The organism is Chthoniobacterales bacterium (genome assembly GCA_035274845.1).
GTDB lineage: Bacteria > Verrucomicrobiota > Verrucomicrobiia > Chthoniobacterales > UBA10450 > AV80.
Genome location: DATENU010000012.1, coordinates 61,094 through 85,317, shown reverse-complemented (window position 1 = coordinate 85,317; position 24,224 = coordinate 61,094). Strand labels below are relative to the sequence as shown.

The 24,224-nt window shown below is 59.1% G+C and carries 23 protein-coding genes; 6 read left to right on the top strand and 17 right to left on the bottom strand.

Annotated features, from left to right (window positions below):
• The first annotated feature begins 56 nt into the window (after positions 1-56).
• A complete protein-coding gene (gene queA / locus VJU77_08545; GenBank protein HKP03392.1) occupies positions 57-1,082 on the top strand; it encodes a tRNA preQ1(34) S-adenosylmethionine ribosyltransferase-isomerase QueA in 1,026 nt (341 codons plus the stop codon).
• A 24-nt stretch (positions 1,083-1,106) separates the two neighbouring features.
• Positions 1,107-1,490 (top strand): acyl-CoA thioesterase, encoded by a 384-nt coding sequence (locus VJU77_08540; protein ID HKP03391.1) that lies wholly within the window; start codon positions 1,107-1,109, stop codon positions 1,488-1,490.
• Positions 1,491-1,555: 65 nt separating this feature from the next.
• Here VJU77_08540 and VJU77_08535 read toward each other — a convergent pair whose 3' ends face one another.
• Positions 1,556-1,792, bottom strand: a complete 237-nt coding sequence (locus VJU77_08535) for a hypothetical protein (protein ID HKP03390.1) — start codon at positions 1,790-1,792, stop codon at positions 1,556-1,558.
• A 12-nt stretch (positions 1,793-1,804) separates the two neighbouring features.
• On the bottom strand, positions 1,805-3,073 hold the full coding sequence (locus VJU77_08530) for a cyclic nucleotide-binding domain-containing protein (protein ID HKP03389.1): 1,269 nt from the start codon (positions 3,071-3,073) through the stop codon (positions 1,805-1,807).
• A gap of 12 nt (positions 3,074-3,085) precedes the next feature.
• On the opposite strand from VJU77_08530, the gene VJU77_08525 reads away from it, so the two are divergent.
• The gene (locus tag VJU77_08525) at positions 3,086-4,270 is read left to right on the top strand and encodes a glycosyltransferase family 4 protein (GenBank protein HKP03388.1); all 1,185 of its coding nucleotides are present in this window, start codon (positions 3,086-3,088) and stop codon (positions 4,268-4,270) included.
• Positions 4,271-4,323: 53 nt separating this feature from the next.
• Here VJU77_08525 and VJU77_08520 read toward each other — a convergent pair whose 3' ends face one another.
• Both VJU77_08520 and zwf read right to left on the bottom strand, forming a co-directional pair.
• Positions 4,324-5,394: a glucose-6-phosphate dehydrogenase assembly protein OpcA gene (locus VJU77_08520; protein ID HKP03387.1), complete on the bottom strand. Its 1,071-nt coding sequence runs from the start codon at positions 5,392-5,394 to the stop codon at positions 4,324-4,326.
• A 16-nt stretch (positions 5,395-5,410) separates the two neighbouring features.
• Complete coding sequence (gene zwf / locus VJU77_08515) at positions 5,411-6,961, bottom strand: glucose-6-phosphate dehydrogenase (protein ID HKP03386.1); 1,551 nt, start codon at positions 6,959-6,961, stop codon at positions 5,411-5,413.
• 355 nt (positions 6,962-7,316) lie between these two features.
• Between zwf and VJU77_08510 the strand changes: the two genes are divergently transcribed.
• Complete coding sequence (locus VJU77_08510) at positions 7,317-9,503, top strand: SPFH domain-containing protein (GenBank protein HKP03385.1); 2,187 nt, start codon at positions 7,317-7,319, stop codon at positions 9,501-9,503.
• Between the two features lie 956 nt (positions 9,504-10,459).
• On the opposite strand, the gene VJU77_08505 is transcribed toward VJU77_08510, so the two are convergent.
• The 7 genes from VJU77_08505 to VJU77_08475 all read right to left on the bottom strand — a co-directional run bounded on the left by VJU77_08505 (position 10,460) and on the right by VJU77_08475 (position 14,812).
• Positions 10,460-11,203, bottom strand: a complete 744-nt coding sequence (locus VJU77_08505) for a hypothetical protein (GenBank protein HKP03384.1) — start codon at positions 11,201-11,203, stop codon at positions 10,460-10,462.
• Positions 11,204-11,378: 175 nt separating this feature from the next.
• On the bottom strand, positions 11,379-11,513 hold the full coding sequence (locus VJU77_08500; GenBank protein HKP03383.1) for a hypothetical protein: 135 nt from the start codon (positions 11,511-11,513) through the stop codon (positions 11,379-11,381).
• A 105-nt stretch (positions 11,514-11,618) separates the two neighbouring features.
• Positions 11,619-11,963, bottom strand: coding sequence for a hypothetical protein (locus VJU77_08495; protein HKP03382.1), 345 nt, complete (start codon positions 11,961-11,963; stop codon positions 11,619-11,621).
• A 110-nt stretch (positions 11,964-12,073) separates the two neighbouring features.
• Complete coding sequence (locus VJU77_08490) at positions 12,074-12,277, bottom strand: hypothetical protein (GenBank protein HKP03381.1); 204 nt, start codon at positions 12,275-12,277, stop codon at positions 12,074-12,076.
• 12 nt (positions 12,278-12,289) lie between these two features.
• On the bottom strand, positions 12,290-14,077 hold the full coding sequence (locus tag VJU77_08485) for a serine hydroxymethyltransferase (GenBank protein ID HKP03380.1): 1,788 nt from the start codon (positions 14,075-14,077) through the stop codon (positions 12,290-12,292).
• Positions 14,078-14,180: 103 nt separating this feature from the next.
• Positions 14,181-14,507, bottom strand: coding sequence for a DUF2834 domain-containing protein (locus tag VJU77_08480; GenBank protein ID HKP03379.1), 327 nt, complete (start codon positions 14,505-14,507; stop codon positions 14,181-14,183).
• 5 nt (positions 14,508-14,512) lie between these two features.
• A complete protein-coding gene (locus VJU77_08475) occupies positions 14,513-14,812 on the bottom strand; it encodes a zinc ribbon domain-containing protein (protein HKP03378.1) in 300 nt (99 codons plus the stop codon).
• A 143-nt stretch (positions 14,813-14,955) separates the two neighbouring features.
• On the opposite strand from VJU77_08475, the gene VJU77_08470 reads away from it, so the two are divergent.
• Entirely contained in the window at positions 14,956-15,930 is a 975-nt protein-coding gene (locus VJU77_08470; protein HKP03377.1) for a hypothetical protein, read from the top strand.
• Positions 15,931-15,932: 2 nt separating this feature from the next.
• Here VJU77_08470 and VJU77_08465 read toward each other — a convergent pair whose 3' ends face one another.
• From VJU77_08465 to VJU77_08440, 6 genes are all read right to left on the bottom strand, one after another.
• A complete protein-coding gene (locus tag VJU77_08465; GenBank protein ID HKP03376.1) occupies positions 15,933-16,493 on the bottom strand; it encodes an RlpA-like double-psi beta-barrel domain-containing protein in 561 nt (186 codons plus the stop codon).
• Complete coding sequence (locus VJU77_08460) at positions 16,474-18,663, bottom strand: ATP-binding protein (GenBank protein ID HKP03375.1); 2,190 nt, start codon at positions 18,661-18,663, stop codon at positions 16,474-16,476. The genes VJU77_08465 and VJU77_08460 overlap by 20 nt, the downstream gene beginning before the upstream one ends.
• 76 nt (positions 18,664-18,739) lie before the next feature.
• Positions 18,740-19,537 (bottom strand): peptidoglycan-binding domain-containing protein, encoded by a 798-nt coding sequence (locus VJU77_08455; GenBank protein ID HKP03374.1) that lies wholly within the window; start codon positions 19,535-19,537, stop codon positions 18,740-18,742.
• 25 nt (positions 19,538-19,562) lie between these two features.
• Positions 19,563-21,965 (bottom strand): glycosyltransferase, encoded by a 2,403-nt coding sequence (locus VJU77_08450; protein ID HKP03373.1) that lies wholly within the window; start codon positions 21,963-21,965, stop codon positions 19,563-19,565.
• Positions 21,966-21,977: 12 nt separating this feature from the next.
• Positions 21,978-22,790, bottom strand: coding sequence for a polysaccharide deacetylase family protein (locus VJU77_08445; GenBank protein ID HKP03372.1), 813 nt, complete (start codon positions 22,788-22,790; stop codon positions 21,978-21,980).
• 140 nt (positions 22,791-22,930) lie between these two features.
• Positions 22,931-23,338, bottom strand: coding sequence for an EVE domain-containing protein (locus VJU77_08440; protein ID HKP03371.1), 408 nt, complete (start codon positions 23,336-23,338; stop codon positions 22,931-22,933).
• A gap of 226 nt (positions 23,339-23,564) precedes the next feature.
• Here VJU77_08440 and tmk point away from each other — a divergent pair, with 226 nt between their 5' ends.
• A complete protein-coding gene (gene tmk, locus VJU77_08435) occupies positions 23,565-24,221 on the top strand; it encodes a dTMP kinase (protein ID HKP03370.1) in 657 nt (218 codons plus the stop codon).
• The last annotated feature ends 3 nt before the right edge of the window (positions 24,222-24,224 follow it).

Genomic DNA, 24,224 nt, shown 5'->3' with positions numbered 1-24,224 from the left:
AGAGAAAGCTGTTAGAGCGACGCCGCTCTGGCGGCGTAAGGGCGCGCTAATGGCCGATGGCGTTCTTACGGCGACAGAGCGCCGTCGTTACCACAACCATGAGCCTGGCGCTTTCCGATTACGATTACCTGCTGCCGGAAGAGCTGATTGCTACCCGGCCGCTGCCGAACCGGCAGGATTCCCGCATGATGGTGCTGCATCGGCGAGAGCAGCGGATCGAGCATCGGCAGTTCGCAGAACTCCCCGGGTTCCTCAAACCCGGCGACCTCCTCGTCCTGAACAACACCCGAGTGGTGAATGCGCGCCGCTTCTCGGACGACGGCAAGGTCGAATTCCTGTTCCTGGAAAATCAGGGGAGGACGCGCTGGAAATGCCTCGTTCGTCCCGGCCGAAAAATGCGTCGGGGCGCGCAGACGTTCATCAAGGACGTGGCCGTGCGAGTGGAAGACATTTGCCCGAACGGCGAGCGGATCGTCTCGTTCGAGCACGAGCTAAATCCGTGGGATGGAGGCATCGTTCCCTTGCCGCCTTACTTGCGGCGTCAAGGCAATGGGGAAGACGTGGAGCGTTATCAGACGGTTTATGCGGAAACCGCGGGGGCCGTGGCCGCGCCCACCGCAGGCCTGCATTTCACCGCGGAAATGCTGAGGACCTTGCCGCACACGTTCATCACCCTGCACGTCGGCGCGGGGACATTTCAGCCGGTCAAATCGGAGGATATTTCCGCGCACCAAATGCACACGGAAGCATTTTCGATTTCCGCGTCCGCCGCGGCCGCGATCAATGCGGCCCAGAGAATTGTCGCGATTGGGACCACCACCGTCCGTGTTTTGGAATCGGCCTCACGCAATCACGAAGGCAAACTCGTGGAGCAGGGGGGCGCCACCGCCATTTTCATCCATCCGCCGATGCAGATTCGCCAGGCTGATGTGCTCCTGACGAATTTTCATCTGCCGCGCTCCACTTTGCTGATGCTGGTGAGCGCCTTCGCCGGCCGGGAGTTTATCCTGCGCGCCTATCAGGAGGCGATCCGGGAGCGTTACCGTTTTTACAGCTACGGCGACTGCATGTTGATCCTCTGAGCGCAGTCCGCTACTCTCGGCCCGATGACGGATAAACCCAAAGGCGAGATGGTCATTCGGACAATCGCGATGCCGGCCGATACGAATCCAAGCGGCGACATCTTCGGCGGTTGGATCATTTCCCAAATGGACCTCGGGAGCGGTCTGCTGGCCGCGAAGGTCGCCCAGACTCGGGTGGTGACGGTCGCGATCGAAGGGATGTCGTTCCTCCGACCGGTCCAAGTCGGCGATCGGGTGGCGTGCTACGCCTGGGTGGAAAAGATCGGCCGTACCTCGATGTTGATTCCCGTCGAGGTCTGGGTCCATCGCTACATGTCGGGGGAGGAAGTGCTGGTCACCAAGGGCGTGTTCACCTACGTCGCGCTCGGGCCGGACGGAAAACCGACCCCGGTTCAACGCGAATCGTGAATCGTCAGGCCATGGGCCCGTCTACGAAGGTCGAGGAACAAAACAGATGAGTGTTTCGGCGCCGTTTATTCGCCTTCCGAAGTCTGGATCGATTCCTTTACCGGGCCCGGACTGGGCCGGAGCGTCGGCATTTCGGCCCGCTGTTGGATGATCTTGGTTCGCTGATGCTGGCGGGCCGAACTGTTTTTCTTTACGTACTTGGCGTAGGCGCGCTCTTCCTTGCTGGTCTTGGAGAACATCGAGCACCCCGAGGCGCCCAGCGCCAGCAGCAGGAGAAGGCAGAGTGATTTGAAGGGGGCCATTTTTCTTTTCTCTTACGCCACCTTCGCGGCCACGACGGGGCGAGACCAGGTAAGGTGACGGGATCGAATCAGCTCATCCACTACCTGATAAACTTTCAATTCACAAACCACGCATTTTTGGAACAATTCGGAAACCGTCACCGGTCCACGGGACGCCGCCTGCCAAATCTGATCCGCGACGGCTCTCGATTCAGCCGGTGCGTCGGCCGGCCAGGCGAGACTGGTCTTGCTTTTCTCCAACGTCTCGCCGCTTTCGGCGAATTGTCGTTTCAATTCCGCGAACTCGTCCCGGCCTTGCAACGCGTTGATCAGCATTTCCCCGGCGCTCTTGGTGATCCGTTCCGATTGAATCCAATCCTTTGTGGGCATTTCGCACTCGGAAAAGGAGAAGGTGCCCGCCAGATCTTCGCTCACGAAAAGTTGCCAGAAAGCTTCTTCCCCGGTGAGGTGCTCGAACTGACCGAAACGGGGCTGGCCTTTTTCGAAAAACAACGCCGAGACCAGTTCGGCGTTGGCGTTGCTGATCCGGAGCTGGCCGGTCTGCGCGGAATTAGCGATCGTCTGATAAACGGTAACCAGATCGAAGTTCGCGAGGTTCCCGCTGAGCTCGAGGCAATGGCTTTGGGTCACGGCCAGGTCGCTGGCGTGCAAAAGCCGGGAAGCCAGCTGCCCGCTCAGGTAAAGAAAAAACGACGGAACCCGCCGCGCGATCTCGGGGAAGTCTTTGCGGGCGAAACATTGCAGACTCACAGGCTCGCAGGCGCGCACAACATATTTGCGCGTCATGTCGCTCAAGGCTTCCACGTCACCGAAAACGTCGCCGCGCGAGAGATAGGCCGCGCCCGATTTCTGGCCGGCAGGCTGGACCACCTCAACCGCCCCGCGATTGATGATATAGATGGCGTCGCCGGGGTCCCCGGTGGAATAGATCGTTTCGCCCTCGCAGAGATGCCGAACATGGGAAAGCTCCCCTATGGCTTTCAATTCCAGCACCTTAAGAGTGGTGCAAAAGCCAAAGAAATCGTTATTCGGCATACCTGCGTAAAAGCAGGAGTCGTGCTCCGTAATACCCGCAATAATGCCGGGAGCCCCGCTTGGAACCCGCCCCTTGGAGCCGGCCTGGACCCCTTTTACTTGGAGCCGGCCTGCCCTCAGGCCGGAGGGATTCGCGTCGCCCTTTCCCCCGGCACGATGGCGTGCCGGCTCCAATTGCACGATGGCGTGCCGGCTCCAATTGCACGGTGCCGTGCCCGGCTTCAGTTGCATCCGTGGCGTTCGCATTGATTTTCGGCCATGCGCGAGGTCGCCTACCTTTTCGAGCGGTTCCCCTCCTTCGGGCAGACCTTTTGTTATCGCGAGGTGGCGGAACTGGAGCGGCAGGGGACGAAAGTGCACGCCTTCTCGATCCGGCGGCCGGCCAATGAGCCTCCACAGGATTGGGACAAACAGATCGTCGACCGCGTCCATTATCTTCCGGAGGAGAAACCCCTCGTTGAGGAAGTCGAGGCCACGCTTCGGCAAAAACCTCTCTCGGGTGCGCCCCGGACCGCGATCCAGCAATGGGGGAGGCAGTCCGACTTCCTCCGGCTATACCAGGCGATTTATGTCGGAAAGCGGATGCAGGAGAAGGGTCTGGGTCATCTTCATGCCCACTTTGCCGGGATGGCGGCGCGCACCGCCTGGTGGATCAAGCAGTTCTTCGGCATCCCGTTCAGCTTTACCGGACACGCCAACGATATTTTTGCGCCGCGCGATTTCGCCATCTCTTTGCCGAAAATAATGGAAAGCGCCGCGGCGATCGTCACCGTGAGCGATTACGCGGCCGATTTTCTGAAAACCCGTTTTCCGAACGAGTCCGCTCGAATTCATCGGGTCTACAATGGAATCGATCTTTCCTGCTTTCAGCCGGCCGATTTTGGGGCCGAAACCCCGGCGCTCATTTCCATCGGGAGGTTAATCGAGAAAAAAGGCTTCGCGGATCTCATCCGGGCTTGCGCGCTCCTTAAGAACCGGGGACGAAGGGTTGTTTGCGATATCATCGGGGAAGGTCCACTCGAGGAAAGTTTGCGAGCCCAGATTGCCGGCGCCGGTTTAGAAGGCGTCGTACGATTAATCGGTCCGCAAACGCAGCCGCAAATCGCCCAGCGCCTGGCGAAGGCCACGATTTTCGTCCTGCCCTGCGCGCGCGAAGAGGGCGGCGGAATGGACAATTTGCCCACAGTCGTCATGGAGGCGATGGCGGCCGGGCTGCCGGTGATCTCGACGCCGCTCGCGGGCGTTCCCGAAATGGTGGAACCCGGCGTCAACGGCGAGCTGGTGCCCGAGCATGATCCGGAGGCGATCGGTGCGGCCGTCGAACGCCTGCTCGACAATCCTGAACGGGCCCGCGAGTTGGGCGACCGCGGCAGAGAGATCGCGCAAGAGAAGTTCTCGATCCAGGATAGCGCGCGGCAATTGCAGGCGATTTTCGCCCTGTAGCGGCGGTCTCTGACCGCCGAAAATCGAACGGGCTCGACGGTCAGAGACCGCCGCTACAGAAGATCCCGCACGCAATTTATGGCCCGCAGATAAACCTTGTGCGGCCCGCCGCGCATCAGCTCTTCGCTCATCAAACGCACGGCATCATTATGCCCTGCCGGCATCCGGCAGCGCCGTTCGCCGGCCGCCACGTCAAGCAGGTCCGCCTTCGGCGCGTGGCTGACCGTGAACGCGACCGCCCCGCATTGCAACGCACAGCGCCCGATCGGCTCGCCCTCCTTTTCCTTTAACGCGATCCCGATCTCATTTTTCTTGCTGCCGCGGAAACTCAACCCATCTTCCGCAGATTTCTTCCCCTCGCTCCAATGCAACTGGGCGGCAAGCCATCCCGCCAGGAGGATCGCGGTCGAGCGAAAGCCCGGCGCATAATCGATTTCGACGTTCTCGATTTCATCGAACTTCGCGTGCGTAGCCGGGTGGTCGAAGAATTGCGCCAGGGCGAGGCGGATTTGGACGAGCCGCGTCCAATTCAAGTCGCACAAAACGATCCGTTGCTTCGCTTCCGCCTGCGCGGTTTCGACCCGCTCGATCTGAATCCGGAAATCCTTCCAGGTCTGGCTGTCGTAAACCACCCGATCGACCCAGGCCCACAGTTGCGCGTCCATCGGGTCGGAAAACTCGCCCTGCCACCAAAGCACCAGCGGCAAATCTGAATCCAACTGCGAAAAAACAATGTTCGGCAGGAGACGGGTCGAGGGCCCTGCGAGCACGAATGAAAGTTGTTCCGAGCAGACCTGTTTGCTTCCCGCCCGGCTGACGTGGCAATGAACATTGATCCAGGCTTCGACCCGGTTCTCTTTCGCCGCCGGATTCGCGCCGATGACGATCGCCCGGCAGGCATGGTCTTCCGTGATCTCAGAAATGATTCGCGTATTCTCCGGAAGCGATCCCGGCACCTCGCTGTAGATTGCGAGATTGATCAGCGATGCCCGTGTTTTCGCGCCCCCGCCTTCCCCCCAAAGCCTTTTGAGTTCCCGCCCAATCTTATCGATCTCGACCGGCAGACCGGGGGAAATGGAGTGTTGGAGTATTGGAGTATTGGTCGTTGTGGTTTCCGTTCCCATTACTCCACTAATCCATTCACAATCGCCGCCAGGCGCGACCGTCGCGCGCCAAAAGCTCGTCCGCTTCCTCCGGCCCCCATGAGCCGGCGGGATACATGAATAGGCCAGGCTGATTCTCCTTGGCCGACCACGCTTCCTCGATCGGGTCGATGAACGCCCACGCTTCTTCGACTTCGTCGCCCCGCGCGAAGAGGGTCGCGTCGCCGCTCATCGCATCGAGCAGAAGCCGCTCGTACGCTTCCGGACTCGCCTTGCCGAAGGAGGTTCCGTAATGGAAATCCATCTTCACCGATTCGATCCGCAGACTGGTTCCCGGAACTTTGGCCTGCATCCGCAGGGAAATTCCTTCGTCCGGCTGAATCCGGATCACGAGCACGTTTTGATCGAGCGAAACGGATTCGCGATTGAAAAGAACGGCCGGCGCTTTCTTGAAGTGAACCGAGATCTCCGTGCCTGATTTTGGAAGACGCTTGCCCACCCGAATGTAAATCGGGACGTCCGCCAGCCGCCAATCGTCCACCCGAACTTTGAGCGCGACGAACGTCTCCGTCCTGGAATCCGGTTTCACGTTTTTCTCGCTCCGGTATCCCGGCACCGGCTTTCCGTTGATCGCGCCTTCGGCGTACTGGCCACGGATGACGTTCCGCTCGATTTCCTCGGCGGTCATCCGGCGGAGCGAGCGCACGATTTTCACTTTCTCATCGCGAATGCTGTCGGCGCCGAGATCGGTCGGCGGCTCCATCGCCACCAGGCAGAGAAGCTGGAGTAGATGATTCTGCACCATGTCGCGGAGCGCGCCCGAGGTTTCGTAATAGCCGGCGCGTCCCTCCACGCCGAGCGTTTCCGCCGCCGTGATCTGAATGTGATCGACATAACGGCCATTCCAGATCGGCTCGAAGATCGCGTTCGCGAAACGCAGCACTAAAATGTTTTGGGCCGTTTCTTTTCCGAGGAAGTGATCGATCCGATAGGTCTGGTTTTCGGCGAACGCCCGCCGAACCATTGCGTTCAACTCTCGCGCCGTCGCCAGATCCGTGCCGAAAGGTTTCTCTACGATCACCCGCGTCCAACCGCCGCTCTCGCCTGGCTCGTTCAACCCGGCGTCCTTCAGATTTTTTACGATCGGCTCAAATTGGTCCGGCGCGACGGCCAGATAAAAGAGCCGGTTCCCGCCCGTGCCGCGCTCCTGGTCGATTTTGTCCAGCCGTTCCGCCAGCGTCTTGTAACCGTTCGCGTCGTGGAATTCGCTTTGGTGATAAAAGAGCGCCTGCGCAAAACCGTTCCAGATTTCGTCGCGCACCTGCTGGCGCGAAAACTTTTTGGTCGATTCCTCCTGTTCCTTGCGAAAATCGTCGTCCGTTTTAGGCCGCCGGGCGAAACCGACGATCGCCACCTGCGGAGGCAGCTCTCCATCGGCCGCCAGGTTGTAGAGCGCCGGAATCAGTTTCCGCATGGTCAGGTCGCCCGTCGCGCCAAAAATCACCACCGTACAAGCCTGCGGCACCGTCCGGGCCGAGAGCCCTTCCCGGAGCGGATTCGTCTGCTGTGTTTCTCCCGTCGTGCTCATGGCGCGATATCGATTTAGGCAGAATAGCGCCGCTTAGGTAAGAGCAAAATTGCAAACCCAAGGAGCGGCGCTTTCCAAACCACCGAGGCGCGCCAACGGCGCGACCAGTATCTCGCGCTGAAAGCGCGGAAAGACGGCGGTTCGGAAAGCGCCGCTCCTTGGTTTCAATCCGCATGCCAAGCCGCGGAACCTGCATGGCTGCGGCTCGTTAGGCCCACAGTGTCTTTCTGTCGCTGCGACACGGCAACAACTGCCATGCCCACCCCACGGAATTATTGGAAAAAATCGAATGAACCCATTCAGCGTCTGACGCGGCGTGGTGTCGAACGCGATGAAGGTTAAAAAAGGATAAAATATGAACAACCTAATCGCTCTCACACTTCCTGAAGCCCCGTGGGTGTATGGGGTGGGGGGTATTGCAGTCCTGATTCTGATGATCTGCCTGCCGCGTTTGCTCGGGATTGTTTACATCCCGCACACGCAGGTCGGTATCATCGAAAAAATCTGGAGCAGCCGCGGTTCGTTGCGCGAAGGACAGATCATCGCGCGCAACGGCGAGGCCGGTTACCAGGCCAGGTTCCTGCGCGGCGGTATTCACTTCGGATTGTATCCGTGGCAATACCGCATTCATAAGGAACCGCTCGTTGTCGTCGCCGAAGGCAAGATGGCTTACGTCTATGCCCGCGACGGCGTGCCGCTCGAGCCGATCCAAACGCTCGGCCGCACCGTCGACTCCAACCATTTCCAGGACGCGATGGCATTCCTCGAAGCGCAGGGCCAACGCGGCCGGCAGCGCGGCATTCTGCGCGAAGGCGTCTACGCCATTAACCTGGCGCTGTTCGTGGTCATCACCGAAGACCGCGTCTTCTCCGGGCCGGTGAAGGAATCGGCGGACCGTTATGAGTCGTGGAAAGCGCAGCTCGCGTCGTTGCGCGCCTTCGATCCGGTCGTCATCGGCGCCGGGCAGAGCCGATTCACGGCGCATCTTGGCGACACGAGCGCGACTGAAGCCGGCTCGCCGCCGTCACTGGCCGCGGCCTCGCCCGACTTCAATCCGAGCACGGACACGATCGGCGTCGTCAGCATCCAGGACGGTCCGACCATCGGCTCCGGCGAAATCATCGCGCCGGAAGTGAAAGCGATTCCCGGAAAGGATCACAATTACTTCCAGGATCCGGAGGCGTTCCTCGCCCTCGGAGGCAAACGCGGTAAACAGCTCCAGGTGTTGACGGACGGCACGTTCTTCATCAACCGCTGGTTCGGCACCGTCGAGATCAAGGCCAAGACGCTGATCCCGATCGGTTACGTCGGCGTGGTCGTGTCGTATCACGGCGCCGCCGGCGACGATACCACCGGCGAATCGTTCCGTTACGGCGAACAGGTCGAGCCCGGCCAGCGTGGTGTCTGGCGTTCCGCGCTCACGCCTGGCAAGTACGCGTTGAACCCCTATGCGGTGAAAGTCGAGCTCGTCCCGACGATCAACTTCGTCCTGCGCTGGATCAGCGGCCAGACCGAAGCGCACCATTACGACGAAGACCTGACCAGTATCGACCTGATCACGGCCGATGGTTACGAGCCGCGCCTGCCGCTCTCGCTCGTCCTCCACATCGACTACCAGAAAGCGCCGTCCGTCGTGCAACGGTTCGGTGACGTGAAGCGCCTCATCACCCAGACGCTCGATCCCATCCTGACCGCCTACTTCCGCGACGTCGCGCAGACCTCGCACATGCTGGATCTGTTGACGAAACGCGAAGAAATCCAACGGCACGCCACCGAAGAGTTGGGCGCGCGTTTCCAAAAATACGACATCAACGTCGTCGCCGTCCTGATCGGCCGGCCCGAATCGCGCGAGATCGCCGCCGGCCAGGCCGACCCGATCGAAACGTTGTTCGACCAGCTCCGCATGCGCCGTTTGGCCGACGAACAACGCGCCACCTACGCAAAGCAGGAGGAAGCCGCGCAACAACAGGTCGCGCTCAACGAAGCGAAAGCGAAAGCCGAACGCCAAACCGAGCTGACCCAAAGCGCGATCGCCGTCGAGATCGCCGCGAATCGTGGTGAAGCCCAGTTCGCCGAGGCCGAGCAGCTGGCCAAGAAACAGGTCACGCTCGCCGAAGGCGAAGCGCGCTCGAAAGAGCTAATCGGCAAAGGCGAATCCTCACGGATCGCCCAGGTCGGTCTCGCCGAAGCCGCGGTCACCTTGCAAAAGGTCGGCGCCTACCGCGACCCGCGCCTGTATGCGCTCAATGTCTTCGCCGACCGCTTCTCGCAAAGCGTCCAACCGCTCGTCCCGAGCCGTCTCTTCATCAGCAACAGCGGCGGCGCCACGGATGGCGAAGGTCAAAGTGGCGGCAGCGTCCTCGAAACGTTGCTCAGCCTCATCCTGAGCGAAAAAGCCGGCATCAACATCCAGGAAAACCCCGCCGGTTCCAAACCGCTGGAGGACTTCATCCGCCAATTCGCGGGTTCGTCCGGAAACGGTAACGCGTCCAGGAAGCCCGCGCCTCCTGCCGCCGAAACGTCGGCGACCACATCCCGATAACTTGGGAACCAAGCTATCGCGCACGCGTCCTATCCGCGTGCGCTCGGCTTCCTCCGATCTCATGAGCGCCAACGGCGCGATTATCATCGCCAGCCTCAGTGCTGTGCCTAGAATCGCCGAGTGGTGGAAGGAAACAGCCTTGCGAGAGCCGAAAGGTCACCTGGTGTCACCAGCCTGACCCAAATGACGTCGAAACTTTGAAATTGATAATTCAGAGGTAGAAAACCGCTTCGGGCGACCGCGTTTTGCGCTTATCTCTGATAACAAATTGAGGTTGGAGGCTGTCCTTATCGCCGGAACGCTAACGTAAAGGCGCGACAGAAGGTTCCATGCGAAAATTATCGCGCACGCCCAGTATACTCCGCTTGCGATCTGCAAGAAACCGCCTTCTATCGGCGCACATATCAGAACCAGGGTATTGGCCCAAAGGAGAAGTGCCATGGCTCCGCCAAACAATCGATTGGTGGGAAGAAGTTGAGTACCTTGGACTATGACCAGTCGCATGCCGATCATGATGATATCGCGCATCGCGATTATGGCGATCGGGAGAATATCGACTCCACAGGCGGCCGCATATAGCAGAGAAACAGTCGTCAACGATTTATCGGCTACTAAATCTATCACCTGACCCAACTGCGTCTGGACTTGGAGTTTTCGTGCCAGATACCCGTCAATTAGATCAGTAACTACCGCGGTCCCAAAAAGCAATGACAACAACACATGCGAAATGTTCTTAAAGGCCAGTCCGGCAAATAGAAGCGTAGCTACTATTCTCGTGATGCTTATTGATTGAACTAGCCATACCCTCACATGACGCAACTTTATGATTGGGCCAATATTCCCTTTCGGTGAGATTCGCCTTTCGCTAGAGGCCGTGTCGACACTGTCGGAAGGGGTAAACAGGGAGGAAAAGCCCTCTGGTCTGTGACCGTAAACGCTTCTGTTATGGCGTAGCATTACGATTTCTTTTGTGAGATCAGTATGGCGATCATGAAAACGATCCATGCTGCTGCGCATGCCCGACGATAGAGACACCAAAGTGTTACTCGGTCTTCAGCGGGAACAACCAGTAATTCAGCGGTCAAACCACTCCCACTTGGGCCAGCCTTTCGAAAATCTGTTTCAGGTAGGATTGATAATGCGTCCATTCTGCTCTTCGCTCTGGGGCCCGACGGGAAGACTTTCTCGAGCCCCTTAAAGCCGAAATAATTGCCAGGCGAAAAATCCGTTCCCGTGATTTGTAATACAACGCTTGCCCAATGCTCGATCTCATGATCAGAGCAACTGGTTTTCTTGTACTCTGCAAGGAGCGCTTTATAGTGCGTCTTGGTTGTGTGCATATGTGCTCTTAGGATGAGTGCCTGACACCCTACGATCCCGACGGCGATCAACCCAAGAAAGAGGAGAAAACCGTTGGTATGACCATTGTAAATGAACTCGATAGTTCTGATAGATTGGCCGGCAAAAGCGAAAAAGGTGAGATTAAGGAGGAACGGATCCGGGTCGGATTCCACTAATGTTCGCATAATCCACGACAACAGTGCGATCGCGAAGACCACAGAGCTGAATGCGAATACATTGGTCAAAAGACTGAACGTCGGAGCCGCATTGCGAACTGTGTCAGGGAACCATCTGAGTGCGACGAATAGTCCAAGCAGGACGGCTAAAAGTAAGAGAAGGATAAGCGAGATTCGCCGCATTGGTATCGTGTTACTGGAGCGGTCTTAACTCAATTCTGGGGAGCGGCTGATGCGCGCAAAAGGGAAAACACAGTTTTGTTTATCAAAAGCGTTTGCGCGCGACAAGGGCAAAGAGGCTTAGGTGGGTACGGAAAGGATGCGGGAGCGGTGAAGCGAGCGGGGGCCGGTAAACAACTTACGACGGAAGCGGAAACCGCGGCGTGAGTTCGCGGACTTTGGCGCGGATTTGGTCGAGGGCGCGTTGGTCGTCGCGGTGGGTGAGGGCGTCGTTGATGAGGTCGGCGATTTCGAGCATTTCTTCTTCTTTCATGTCGCGCGTCGTGACGGCGGGTCGGCCGATTCGGATGCCATCAAGTTTCGGTGGGAATGGGCCATATCATCTCGCAGTCATTGCCCGCCGAGGGCGATCTGAAAGTCACCGATCGCTGTCTCGTTGAATCTCGCGCAAACGCTCGACATCCACCTTGTCCTGTTCGCGGTGAGTAGTTTTGCTCTTGATCAGGGTCTGTAAATCAACATACGGAACGCGCACTCCCTCAATTGTCCGATTGAGCCCGGATTTCTCCGCTTCATCGAACGTGACTTTCCAAGCGCGCGTGCTGATATCGACTTCAACTTCGTCGGCGATTTTTACCACGACGTTCTCAACGAAATCCTGAGGGCTCAGCTCGGCAGCGAAGCCGTCCCTTAATTCTGAAAGCGCGGCGATGATGCGCTTGTGATTCTGCAAATCCTCAGGAACGAGGATGTCTACGTCCAACGTTGCTCTGACATAGCCGTGCAACCAGCACGCGCGTGCTCCGACCACGAGGTATCTCGCGTCGTGCTTGTTTAATAGCGAACAGACCCGGACTAAAGGCGCCTGTTCGTTCATCCGGCGCGGACTCGGCGTGCCTGTTCGACCAACCGATCTTTCTCCCAGCGCTCGTGATCCTCCCAAGTGCGGAATTTTACGATGAAACCAGTTGGGCGATTCGGATCCAAGGCTCTTGCTTCGAGATCAAGCTGCGCGCCGAGCGAGTGAAACTCCTCAGGGGTTTTCGCCATACGCTTACCGACCGTTTTCGTTTTCATTGCAGTCGCGGCTTAGCTCGGTAGCGGAAATCTTCGCGTCAGTTCGCGCACCTTTCCGCGGATTTGGTCGAGTGCGGGTTGGTCGTCGCGGGCTTGGAGGGCGTCGTTGATGAGGTCGGCGATTTCCAGCATATCTTCTTCTTTCATGCCGCGCGTGGTGACGGCGGGTGTGCCGATGCGGATGCCGCCGGGTTTGAAGATGGGGTAGGTGTCAAAGGGGATGCCGTTCTTGTTCACGGTGATACCGGCGCGGTCGAGGACTTCCTGGGCGACTTTGCCGTTCAAATCTTTCGGGCGCAGATCGACCAGCATGAGGTGGTTGTCGGTGCCGCCGGAGGTGATCCGGTAACCGTGTTTGGTTAATCCAGCGGCGAGGGCTTTGGCGTTGACCACGACCTGGCGCTGGTAATCGCGGAAGCCGGGCTGGAGGGCTTCGTGGAAGCAGACGGCTTTCGCCGCGATGACGTGCATGAGCGGGCCGCCCTGAATGCCGGGGAAGACAGTGCCGTCAATCGCTTTCGCGTGTTCGGCGGTACACATCGTGATGCCGCCGCGCGGGCCGCGCAGGCTTTTGTGCGTGGTGGTGGTGACGAACTGGGCGTGCGGGATCGGGCTGGGATGCTGGCCGCCGGCGACGAGGCCGGAGATGTGCGCCATGTCGATGAACAAAAGCGCGCCGACGGAATCGGCGATCTGGCGCATCCGCGGGAAATCGATGATGCGCGGGTAGGCTGAGGCGCCGGCCGTGATCATGGCGGGACGAAACTCCTCGGCCTGTTTTTGCAACGCGTCGTAATCGATCTGCTCGGTCTCGGCGCTGACACCGTATTGCGAGACTTCGTAGAATTTGCCGGAGAAATTCGCGGGATGGCCGTGGGTGAGATGGCCGCCATGGGCGAGATTCATCGCAAGAATTTTGTCGCCGGGCTTCAGCATCGAGAAGTAAACGGCCATGTTCGCCTGGGCGCCGGAGTGCGGCTGGACGTTGACGTGCTCGCAACCGAAGAGCTGCTTCGCGCGGTCGATCGCGAGCTGCTCGACGGTATCGACATTTTCACAACCGCCATACCAGCGCTTCTTCGGGTAACCTTCCGCGTATTTGTTGGTGAGAACGCTGCCCTGCGCTTCCATCACGGCGCGGCTGGTGAAATTTTCGGACGCGATCAGCTCGATATTTTCGCGTTGCCGATTCTCTTCGGCCTGGACGGCGGCGAAAATTTCGGGATCGACCTTGCTCAACGGGCCTCCGGTCGAAGTGGATGTTTTTCCGGAGCCGGATGAGATGTCGGGATCTGCCATGGTGAAAGATGAGGTTCCGCCGCCGCGCGATTTCGCAGGGACTGCGAGTTCGCTTTGTTCTACGAACGCGAGCACGGTCGGTAAAGCGTTTTTGATTGTGCCGGCGCAGTGGTTGTAAACGTCCCGGCTGCACCCGATCGGGTCCGGCACATCGAGCGACACGCAGGGTTCCTCGAATTCGCGAAGGAGAAACGTTTTGTCGATCGCCTGGGGAAAGTAGGTGTGGATCGTGTCGAGATGGGCGCCCGTCATCGCGAAGATGTGGGTGGCGCGGTCGACCATCGCGGCGGTAAGCGGCTGGCTTCGCAATCCGCGGATGTCGACCCCTTCCTGCTCGCAGACGTGAATGGCATGCAAACTCGGCGGTTGCCCCCGGACTGCGTGCACACCGGCGGACGCGATTTCGATGTCCTTGCGATTGCCGAGCAGACGGCGAAAAAGGCCCTCCGCCATCGGGCTTCGGCAGATATTTCCAGTACAAACGAAAAGGACGCTTTTCACGGTTTCAAACCGGCGCGGCACCGGTTCCGCAACGTAAAATCAATCCGAATCAAGTCAACGAGAGCGCGGGCGATGTCTCGATGTCGACGGTCTGAGACCGCCGCTACAGAGGGCCGGCGTCGAGGCGGCGCTGGCGAAGATAAAGGAAGAGTGGCAGGCCGAGCGAAACGCCGACCAGAAGGGTGGCGAGGATGGGAAGCCAGAGGCGCGGCATCGCGAGGCGCCGGCCTTCGGTCGCGACAAAAACGAAAAGGACGATTGCGGAAACGACGACGTCGAGCCCAAAGAACGCGCCGATGCGGGTCGCGAACAATTCCTGGCAAAGCAACGTCAGGTTCAGGCCGTGATCGATGATCCAGGGAACGAGTTTCCAGTAGGGCAGGACAAGCCCGGGGAGACAGAGCGCGAGGTAGACGTGGCGGAGACGCATTCGTTTCAGTGCCTGAAAAAATAGAACGCGATGCCAAGCGCGAGAAGCACGATCGCGGTGATCCACCAAATCGGCTTGATTCCCGGCGGTCTGACTTCAGAAGGAAATTCACGCCGGAGGAAATCGTCGTAATCGAAATTCTCGTCCGGCAAATCGAGGCCGTCATAATCGGCGGCATCTTCGCGCCAGCCCGAATTGTGATCGGCGCCGCATTCAGGGCAGGCCAGTGCGCCCCGGGGAACATCTTCGCCGCAGACTGGACAGACGTCCGGTGTTTTGGGCCTGGTTTGTTTGCGGTTCGCCATCGATTTCATTCTATCGCGAAGTTCAGCCGAAGGAAGGCGCTTCCGAAGACAAGCCATCTTGCGGCGAGCTTCCGATCCGCGGGGCGCTAGAATTCCGGGATACGAAGCTTGAAACTGTCGCAGCAAAGGAGTGAAATTCCGGCATGAACGGGGAGAAACCGAAGATCGAAATTTTCGCGCCGTTTGGGGCGGCCTCCGAATGGATGAAGACGATGCTTTTTCGTCCGTTCGATGCAGGGAGATGGTTCGTCATCGCCTTCGCTGCTTTTTTGAGTGGCGCGGTCGGCGGCGGATTTAATCCCGGCGGCCAGCTCGGCAACTTGGGAAAGGGTGACTGGAAATATCGCTCCGAGTCACACGGCAATCTTCCTTGGGACGCAACCCCGTGGATCATTGGCATCGTCGTCGGGATCGTTCTTGTTGCTCTCGTTTTTGCGGTGGTCTGGATGTGGGTTTCGGCGCGGGGCAAATTCATCTTCACGGATTGCATCGTGAAAAACCGCGCGGCCATCGCCGACCCCTGGCGGGAATATCGCCGCGAAGGCAACAGCTTTTTCCTATTCTCGCTCCTGATTGCGTGCGGCGCGCTCCTGATCGTCGCAATCGCGGCGCTGTTCCTGTGGCTTTGTTTCTTTAAGTTTCATGGCGACTCCGATCCCGGAACAGTGTTTGTCGTCATTGGAATAGTTGTGATCGGCCTGATCTGGATGGCCTTCGCCTTGTTCTTTGGAGTGGTCTCGGCGTTTATGGTCCCGGTCATGTATCGGCGGCGCTGCCGGGCGAAGGAGGCGTTCCTCGACGTCGCCAAACTGATTCTTGGTAATCCGGGACCGTTTGTTCTGTTTATCCTGTTTGGCATTGTGCTGGCGGTCGGGGTGGCGGTCATTGGGACGATCGTGACATGCGTGACCTGCTGCATCGGCGGCCTGCCTTACATCAACACGGTGCTGCTTTTGCCCGCGCTCGTCTGGATGGCTGCGTTCAAGCTGTTGTTCTTCCGGCAATTTGGCGATCCCTACGATGTCTGGGCTGCGGTCGGCGTTGCCGCCCCGGCGGATGCGTCCACCCAGCCGCCAAACGAAATGTTGCCACCACCTACTCCCCCGGGCATGCCCTAAAGTTAGGGCGGCAGCGCGGGAGCGGGTGAATCGGTCTTCGCAGCAGCGCCTTTGTCGTCGGGCAATACTTCGAGGCGGACGAGCGCCGATCCTTCGCGAAGGATATCGAGCTTTTCTGCGGCTTCCTTGCAGAGATCAATGGTGGCGTGTCGACTGGTGATGCCACGGTCCGTGATGCGCACAATCACGCTCTTGCCGTTCGCCACATGCGTCACGCGGACAAGCGTTCCCAGCGGAAGGTGATTATGAGCGGCGGTCAATTCACCGTTGCCGGCGCGCCGTTTGGCCAGCGACTCAGCCGGCACATCGTACCACACGGCGTGAACTTCGCGCTCAACCGCTTTCTTTTCTGGTTCCGCTTTCGGCGAGGAAGCGAGCGCCGATGCGGCCGGCTTTTCCTCCGCGTGTTCCCTCCGCGCTTGGGAGGCCGGTCGCTTGCAATCAGAGCAGATCAACGTGGTGGCCGCTAACAACCCCCCAGCGATCCGACGCGTGGTAATCAGGCGCGGGAGTCGGATTTGGAGGAGTCCGCGCTGCGCCAACTCATTTCTCGGCGCAGGCATACTTGCCCTCGAGGATCACGTCGCGAATCTTCCGGGCCAGGGTCTGGGGCGTGAACGGTTTCTGAAGCAGCTCGAACCGCGGATCGAGAATTCCGTGGTCGCCAATGTCGTTATCGGAGTAGCCGGAGACGTAGAGGATCTTGATCTCGGGACGGAGGCTGGAAAGTTTTTCGGCCAATTCGTGGCCGTTCATATGCGGCATGATGACATCGGTGACCAGAAGATGAATGGTGCCGTCGAACTCCTCCGCCATCTTCAAGGCCTCGAGGCCATCGGCCGCGCAAATGACATTGTAACCCTGGTCTTCGAGAACTTCGCAGACCAGCTCGCGCACAATGTCCTCATCCTCGACCACGAGCACCGTCTCAAAATTATCCGATTTGTCCACGGGCGCGGAGTGGCTTCGAGTGTAATCGATCGGTGCTGAAACCTGCGGCAGGTAAATCCGGAAAGTGCTTCCCTTGCCGGGCTCACTTTCCACGGAGATTCCGCCGCCGGTTTGCCGGACGATCCCATAAACCGTGGCGAGGCCGAGGCCGGTCCCTTTGCCCGGCCCTTTCGTGGTAAAGAACGGCTCGAAGATGTGGGACTTGGTTTCTTCATCCATTCCCGCGCCGGTATCGGTGACCGAGAGCATCACGTAATCGCCCGGAGTGACGGAGAGGTGCCGGGCGGCCTTGTAATCGAGGGTGACGTTGTCCGTCCGAATGATGAGCTTACCGCCCCGAGGCATGGCGTCGCGCGCGTTGACTCCGAGATTCAGCACGACCTGTTCGATCTGGCTCGGATCCGCTTTGACCCGGCCGACGTCGGCGTCGGGATGGGATTGCAAATCGAAACGTTCGCCAATAACGCGCCGCAACAAGCGCTCCATCTCCACGACCAGGGTGTTGAGGTCGATGACCTTCGGCTGGAGAATTTGTTTGCGGCTAAAGGCCAGGAGCTGGCGGGTGAGCGCGGCCGCCTGCTCGCCCGCTTTGCGAATCAGCTCGGCGTTCTGTTTCGCGAGTGAATTGCTGCTCGTGCGAGTGGCGATCAATTCCGCATAACCGATGATGGCGGTGAGAAGGTTGTTGAAGTCATGCGCGACCCCGCCCGCGAGCCGGCCGACCGCTTCCATTTTTTGCGAATGCCGGAGTTCCTCTTCGCTTTTGCGCAGCGCCTCCTCGGTCACGCGCCGCTCTTCCATCTCGCGGATGAGGTTGTCGCGCTGTTCGAAGAATTGCTTCGTGGTCCGCGCCATTTCTCCGAACTCCGAGTCATCCTTGCACATGCCCTCGATCGGCTTCGGATCGTTCCGTCTCAGGCTCGCCATAATTTGGCGAAGAGGGTGGCTAACCCAACGCACGAGCGAACAGGAAATCAGGAGGAGAACGACCACGGCGAAGATGCAAAACCAGAGAAGAAGCCGCTCGCTGGAACGAGTCAGTTCGCGAACAACCGGGGATTCATTTCGAACCACCAATTGCGCGAGCGGCGTTCCATCCCAGCCCGTCAGCATTTGGGAAAACGTCACCACCCCGGCGTGTTCGCGGTCCTGGGGCAGGATCTCGCGCTCGCTCGGTGGCATAACCAGCCGGATTTGGTTGCTCGAAAAGATCGCCATCTCATCCACGGCGGCCGCGTTCCACAAACGGCCGACAAAGAAAAACCCCTGTCGCGGAGTCTGGCGGTTGAAGTCCATCGAGCCATGGACAGTGGCGCCGCGGATTTCCAACAGGTCGGAACCGATCGTGACGAAGAAGTGGGCCGTCGGGTCGTTGGCGAAAAGTTGACCTAATCCACCCGGGGGGAGGGGAAGAAGACCAGGCGTTTCGCCGGTGCTGTTTTTTGAGTAGACCAGGCTTCCGTCGCGATCGTATATCCAGACCGCGTTCGCTTTGTAGCCGAGCAGAGTTTCCTTGTTGACGTTGTCCTCGAACCAGGCGGCGTCCTTTTTCTGGATCGCCTGCACCATCTGGTCCCAGGTGGTGTCGTAATCCGCCAGCGTTTTGAGCGGCTCACCGTCCTTTTTCAGAAATGCTTCGAACGACTGCTTGCGCTCGATTTCCCGCTCCTTGGTGATCCGGGCAAACTTTTGCCGATCGTAAAGCCGGAAAGCCCCGAGGCCGGCCATGAAAGTGGCGACCACGACGAGAAGCAGAAGCGTGATCTTGGTTTGGACTTTCATACTGGATCCCTGATTCCCGGCCCTACCGCCGCCGAGTCACGCAAGCCAGACTCGATCAGACGGTTTCCCCATCTATTTATTCGTGTAAACGCTGCTCCTTAATCGCAACTATTTTTAGTTCGCCCCCTTCCGATCGGATGGTCCATCGGTGTTTTGCGCGGCCCCTGGCGTTCTTCTTCGTCTTTCGGGCCGCGCTCTGAAGTTCAAAAGAATACGTAAATTCTATGTTCGTCGTCCCTTCATCCCCTGCGAAAAAGCTCACCGGACCCTCCAGGGCATATTTTCGTTGTGGCCAGCGCTCGACGTAGTTGCGGGTGTCCTTGGTAACAAATTCTTCCGCGACGGTCCCATGGTCGAAATATTGGACCGGAAACGCGTAATATTTTACCTGGCTGGCCACGTCCTGACTTTCTCCGTCGCGCAAGTAATCCTGAACGAATTTTGTCACCCGCTCCGGACTCAGGTCCTGCCCGGCAGCAGGCGGCTCGGCCGGTGGGGCCGGGCTCGGGGTGAGGTCCGGGTTGGCTTCGGCTTCCTTTTGCAGGGCGAGACGTTGGGATTCCGGCATTGCGCTCGCGGAGTCGCTTCGCAGGACTGGCTCATCGGGCAACGTTGCCGTTGACGCGACGGTGGCCGCCTGCACATGCAATGAATTTGCGGTCTCCTGGTCGACGCTACCAGTGACCACGAACCCTTTCCGGTTCTGATAGCGCTTCAGGGCGCCGGCGAGTTCGTCGCTAGTCCGACCGTCGATGTTGCCGAAATAGAGATTGCGCTTGCGCAGCTCTTCCTGCACCTGCCGGATGGTTTCGTCCGCTCTGAGCCGTCCAAGGGGGAGGGCTAGCAGGAGCAAGAGGCAGAGAAGGACGCGCATATTGCATCATTTTATCGTATGAAAATTATAAATTGGTCGCCTGCCAGAATTTGCGAAAGGCCCCCGGCCAGCTTCGGTCGATGACACTCCGGCGCGCTTTTTCTCCCATCCGGGCCCGCAATTTCGCGTCCCCAGCCAACCGGCTGATGGCCTTGGCGAAATCATTGGCATCGTGCGCCTTGGTGATAATTCCGCTCGCCCCATCCTCCACCAGCTCCTTCGGACCTCCCAAGTCGGACACGATCACGGGCAACCCTGAGGCCTGTGCTTCGATAATCACGTTGCCGAAGGTGTCGGTCGTGCTCGGAAAAACAAACACATCTGCGGAAGCGTATGCCTTGGCGAGCGCTTCTCCTTTGAGGTAGCCGAGGAAAACCGCATCCGGCAGCGCCTCGGCCAGCGCCTCTGCATAGGGGCCATGCCCGACCACAAAAAGTCTTACCGGCAACCCCGTCTCGCGGACCTTGTGGTAAGCGGCCACCAGGACATCGAGATCTTTTTCCTTCGAGACACGGCCGACATACAACAGGCGGACCTCACTGCCATTTACGCCGGGTCCCTGCAGAAACAGGGGATCGCGCCGGGTCGGATTAAAAAGATCGGTATCGAGACCGCGCGGCAGGATCTTCAATTTCTCCGGCGCAAACCCGCGGTCGATCCAGCATTTCCGGTACTGCTCCGAGTTTACAAAAACCGTGTCGAGCTGCCCGTAGAGCCAATGCATGTAACTCCAGGCCAGGCTTTCGAGAAACCGATCGTCGGTCAGGATCCGGACGTATTCCGGAATGTCGGTGTGATAGATGCCGCTCGTTTGCAGATTCAGCATCTTGGCCGCGAGCAATCCGGTGAGACCCATCGGGCCCGGCGTGCTGATGATGATTTCACTGAATTGCTCACGCTGGACGTAATCAAGAATCTGCATGATCGGCGGGAAGCTCAGGCGTTGCAGCTCGTACTCGGGCAACTCGAATTCGCCGATCGGCCGGAAATTCTTGATCGGAATGTTGTCTACTTGCAGGTCCCGGCGCGAGGTGACCACGATCAGCTTCTCGCCGGCCGCCTTGCCTGCCGCCGTCATTTTCCGGATGGTGGTCGCGACACCATTCACGTCGTCGAGCGTGTCGGTAAACCAGGCGCGTTTTCGGTTTTGCAGCTCGGGCGGAATCGCTCCGGTCATTTGCTGGAAAATTTCCCGGAGCCATTTGCGAGACGGAGCCTGGCTCGAGAAAGCGTAGAGGTAAGGCGAGAGCACGACCAAAATTGGCGCGATCCCGCTCAACGCCTGCATGCTCTCGATCACGTTTCCGCTCCGGATCTGCTGGACGAATTTCTCGAAGAGACGAAACGCGAGCTGTTCGCAGACGAGATTGGCCATGAGGAAGGTTCGACGCTCGGGTTCGGTCACCCCGGCCATTTCCCTGGCCAGCCGCGCCTTCACCTTTGGCCGCGCGAAATGCTTCGAGAGGCCTTTCCAGAGTGAAACCTTGCTCGGCTTGGCTAGCTCGAAGATTTTTCCCGACATGACGCCTTGCGCGATGAAGGTCGCCTTTTCGCGCAACGTGAATTCGGTGGGATCGCGCCCTTCCATGAAACGCGAGAACATGGTTTCGAGCAGGGGAGCGCTTGCCCCGAGGCGTTCCGTGAACCGGTCCTGGATGAAACAGGAAACCGTATTGTAAAAGCCGTGGGACAAAGCCAGTGGGGTGCCGCCTTCCCCGCGCGGCGTGCAGGCGCCCTTGCGAACGTGCTGGAGGAAATCGGCGGCGGTGCGGGCCCGCGGCGTCTCCGTGTGAGCGCCCGCAACGAACTGTCCGCCGTGGTCATCGGACCCAGCGGTAAAGATTTTTTTCCAAGGCTCGGAATGCGTGGGCTGAAGATTGTGGCGATTTGCCAGCTCGTCGATTTTCGCCGGCGTGAGCCCCGAGAGAAGCTCCCGCGCCAGCATGCTGAGAAGAGCGTCGCGTAAACCGTTGATCCCTTCGAAATGCTTGAAGAGCAGGATCAGCCGTTCGAGATGGGTGGCCTCGAGCTTGCCATTGATGCTGTAAAGGGGGTGCGCCACCGAATGAGCGATGACCGCTTTCTGGAGGTAAGCTTGCAGCTCGAAAATATTCTCCCGGAGAGCCGTTATCTCGGAATGTTGAGTCTCGGAAATACCCCAAACCAAGAGATGAATTTTACACGGTTCATTGGGAAAATAGGTCGTAACCTCTTCACTGATAAAAGTATTTGCGTGATCGGCGATTTGGAGATTGCCCTCAATCGTGTCGTGATCGGTGATCGTGACAAAATCCATCCCCCGTTCGCGCAGAAGCCGATAAAGCTCCCGCGGGTCGGAATAGCTGTCAGGGAAATCAAACCGCCGGAACAGCCATTCCTCCGACCGCGCGCTGAACCGGGAATGAATATGGAGATCGCAAAGGCTCATGGTTCACGCCGGCTAGGCGCCGCGCCGGGCGCGCCTTTCGGCCACCCAATCACGGTAAGTCGTTGCCGTCCGGCTTTCGATCAACCGGTCGGTCAGCCGCAGAATCTGGTCCCAGATATCGGGATGGTCTCGATCGGGCGGATGAATACTAACGCGAGCCAGGGGCGCGTCGGCCAGAGGCGCCGCCAGGGCGCGGTTCCAAGCCAGACTGGCGAGGCGCCGCCAGCCGCTCCGGAGACTGTAAACGAGGGTTCGCGCGTGAAAGTTCTCTCCAGACCGCAAGTCGCGCACGCAGGTCAGCCGGGTCGTGTATTCCATTTCCGCTTCCGCCGCCGCGCGTTCCGCGTCGGGGCCGAGAAGCCAGGCGGGCGCGATGAAACCGCGAGGCGTCAGTCCCGCCGCGACGAATTCAGCCCGGGCCTTGGAGATGCGGCGGAACGCTTCGTCGTAATCGAGATCATAGAATTCGCCTTCGTCACTGGTGTAAAGCCGGGTAAAAAATTTATGGGTTACCTTTTCTTTCTCTCGCCGGGGCCGCTGGTGAAAATAACCGTGGATCACGATCTCATGTCCGTTCGCCTCGAGTTCCTGGAGCCATCGGACGAACACCTTGTCCTCCGTCGAGGAGCCGCGGTGATGATAATTCGGCACTACCAGGAGCGAACAAACCGACACCCGATGCTGGCAAAGCTCGCTCAGGATTTTCTCGACCGCAGCCTGAGTGACCGGAGCCACATCATGCACCGACACGATCAACGCATCCCGGTCCGTTTCCGCCGAGAGCGCGAAAAGGGGAGACAACGTTGTCGCAGTGGCGCCGGTCACACCGGATTTTCGATCTCAAGTTGCCCGCAAACAAGCCTAATATGGTGGATCGCGTGCAGATCATGGTAGGGACGGCGCGCCGCGCCGTCCGCTGTAGCTGAACGATCCGCAATTAGCGCGGACGCCGCAGCGCGGCCTCCCTACCTTGCCATGCGAACAATCTCTTCAAATTCGGCGCTCGTCACCGGTTGAACCGAGAGCCGGGACAAACGCAGCAGCGCCATTTGCTTCAGCTTCGCGTTTTTCTTGATCTCCTCGAGGGGCACCGGTTTGGACAACGCCTTGTCCGGCGCCAAATCAACCGCGCTCCAGTCGCCTTCTTTTGCCGTCGGATCGGGATACGCTTCCCGCACGACCTTCGCGATCCCGACCACCGCCTTTTCCGTCACGCTGTGATAGAAAAACGCCGCGTCGCCGTTGCGCATCGCGCGAAGATTGTTCCGGGCGGTGAAATTCCGCACGCCCGTCCACGCTGTTTTGCCGTCGCGGACAAAGTCGGTCCACGAGTAGGCCGACGGTTCCTGTTTCACCAGCCAGAATTGTTTCACGCGACGATTAGTACAACACGTTCCGACCCGCCAACAAGCTTCAAGGAGCGGCGGTTTGAAACCGCCGACCGAGGCTGTAGGGCATCGATTTGTTGATAGCCCCTGCAACGGATGGAGGGCGCCGCTAGAAAAACATCGGCGGTTTCAAACCGCCGCTCCTTGAAGCTTATGCTGTTATTTTGCGCCCGATTCGACAACGGCCCTCGTTTGTTTCACACTCGCTCCCATGGCTCGCGGCCTGTTCATCACATTCGAAGGCTCGGAAGGCTGCGGAAAATCGACGCAGGCGCTTGGGCTCGCAACCCGGCTCGAGCAGGCGGGTCTGCGCACGCTCGTCACCCGCGAGCCCGGCGGCACCGCCATCGGGGAAAAGATCCGCGACCTGTTGCAGTTTGCTCCGGAGAGTTTCGCCATGACGCCGGAAACGGAGCTGCTGCTCTTCGAAGCCAGCCGCGCCCAGCTCGTCCGCGAAACGATTGCGCCCGCCCTGGAACAGGGGATGATCGTCATCTCCGATCGCTTTTTCGATTCGACCACCGTCTATCAGGGCGTCGCGCGCAAGCTCCCGCCGGAGATTGTCCAAACCCTGAACGCCTTCGCCATCGGCGACGCCCGCCCCGACGTGACCTTCCTCCTCGACGTCGACGTCGAGACCGCTCGGCAACGGATGCTTCGCCGCGTTCGTCCGGTTGAAGTGAAAGACCGGATGGAACAGGAACCCATCGAATTCTACGAACGCGTCTCCGCCGGCTATCGCGACCTCGCCCAATCCGAGCCCGATCGTTTCATCCTGATCGACGGCGCCCAATCCGCCGATGCAATCGAAGCCCAGGTCTGGACGGCGGTTCAATCGCAAATCGCAAATCGCAAATCGCAAATCTGACCC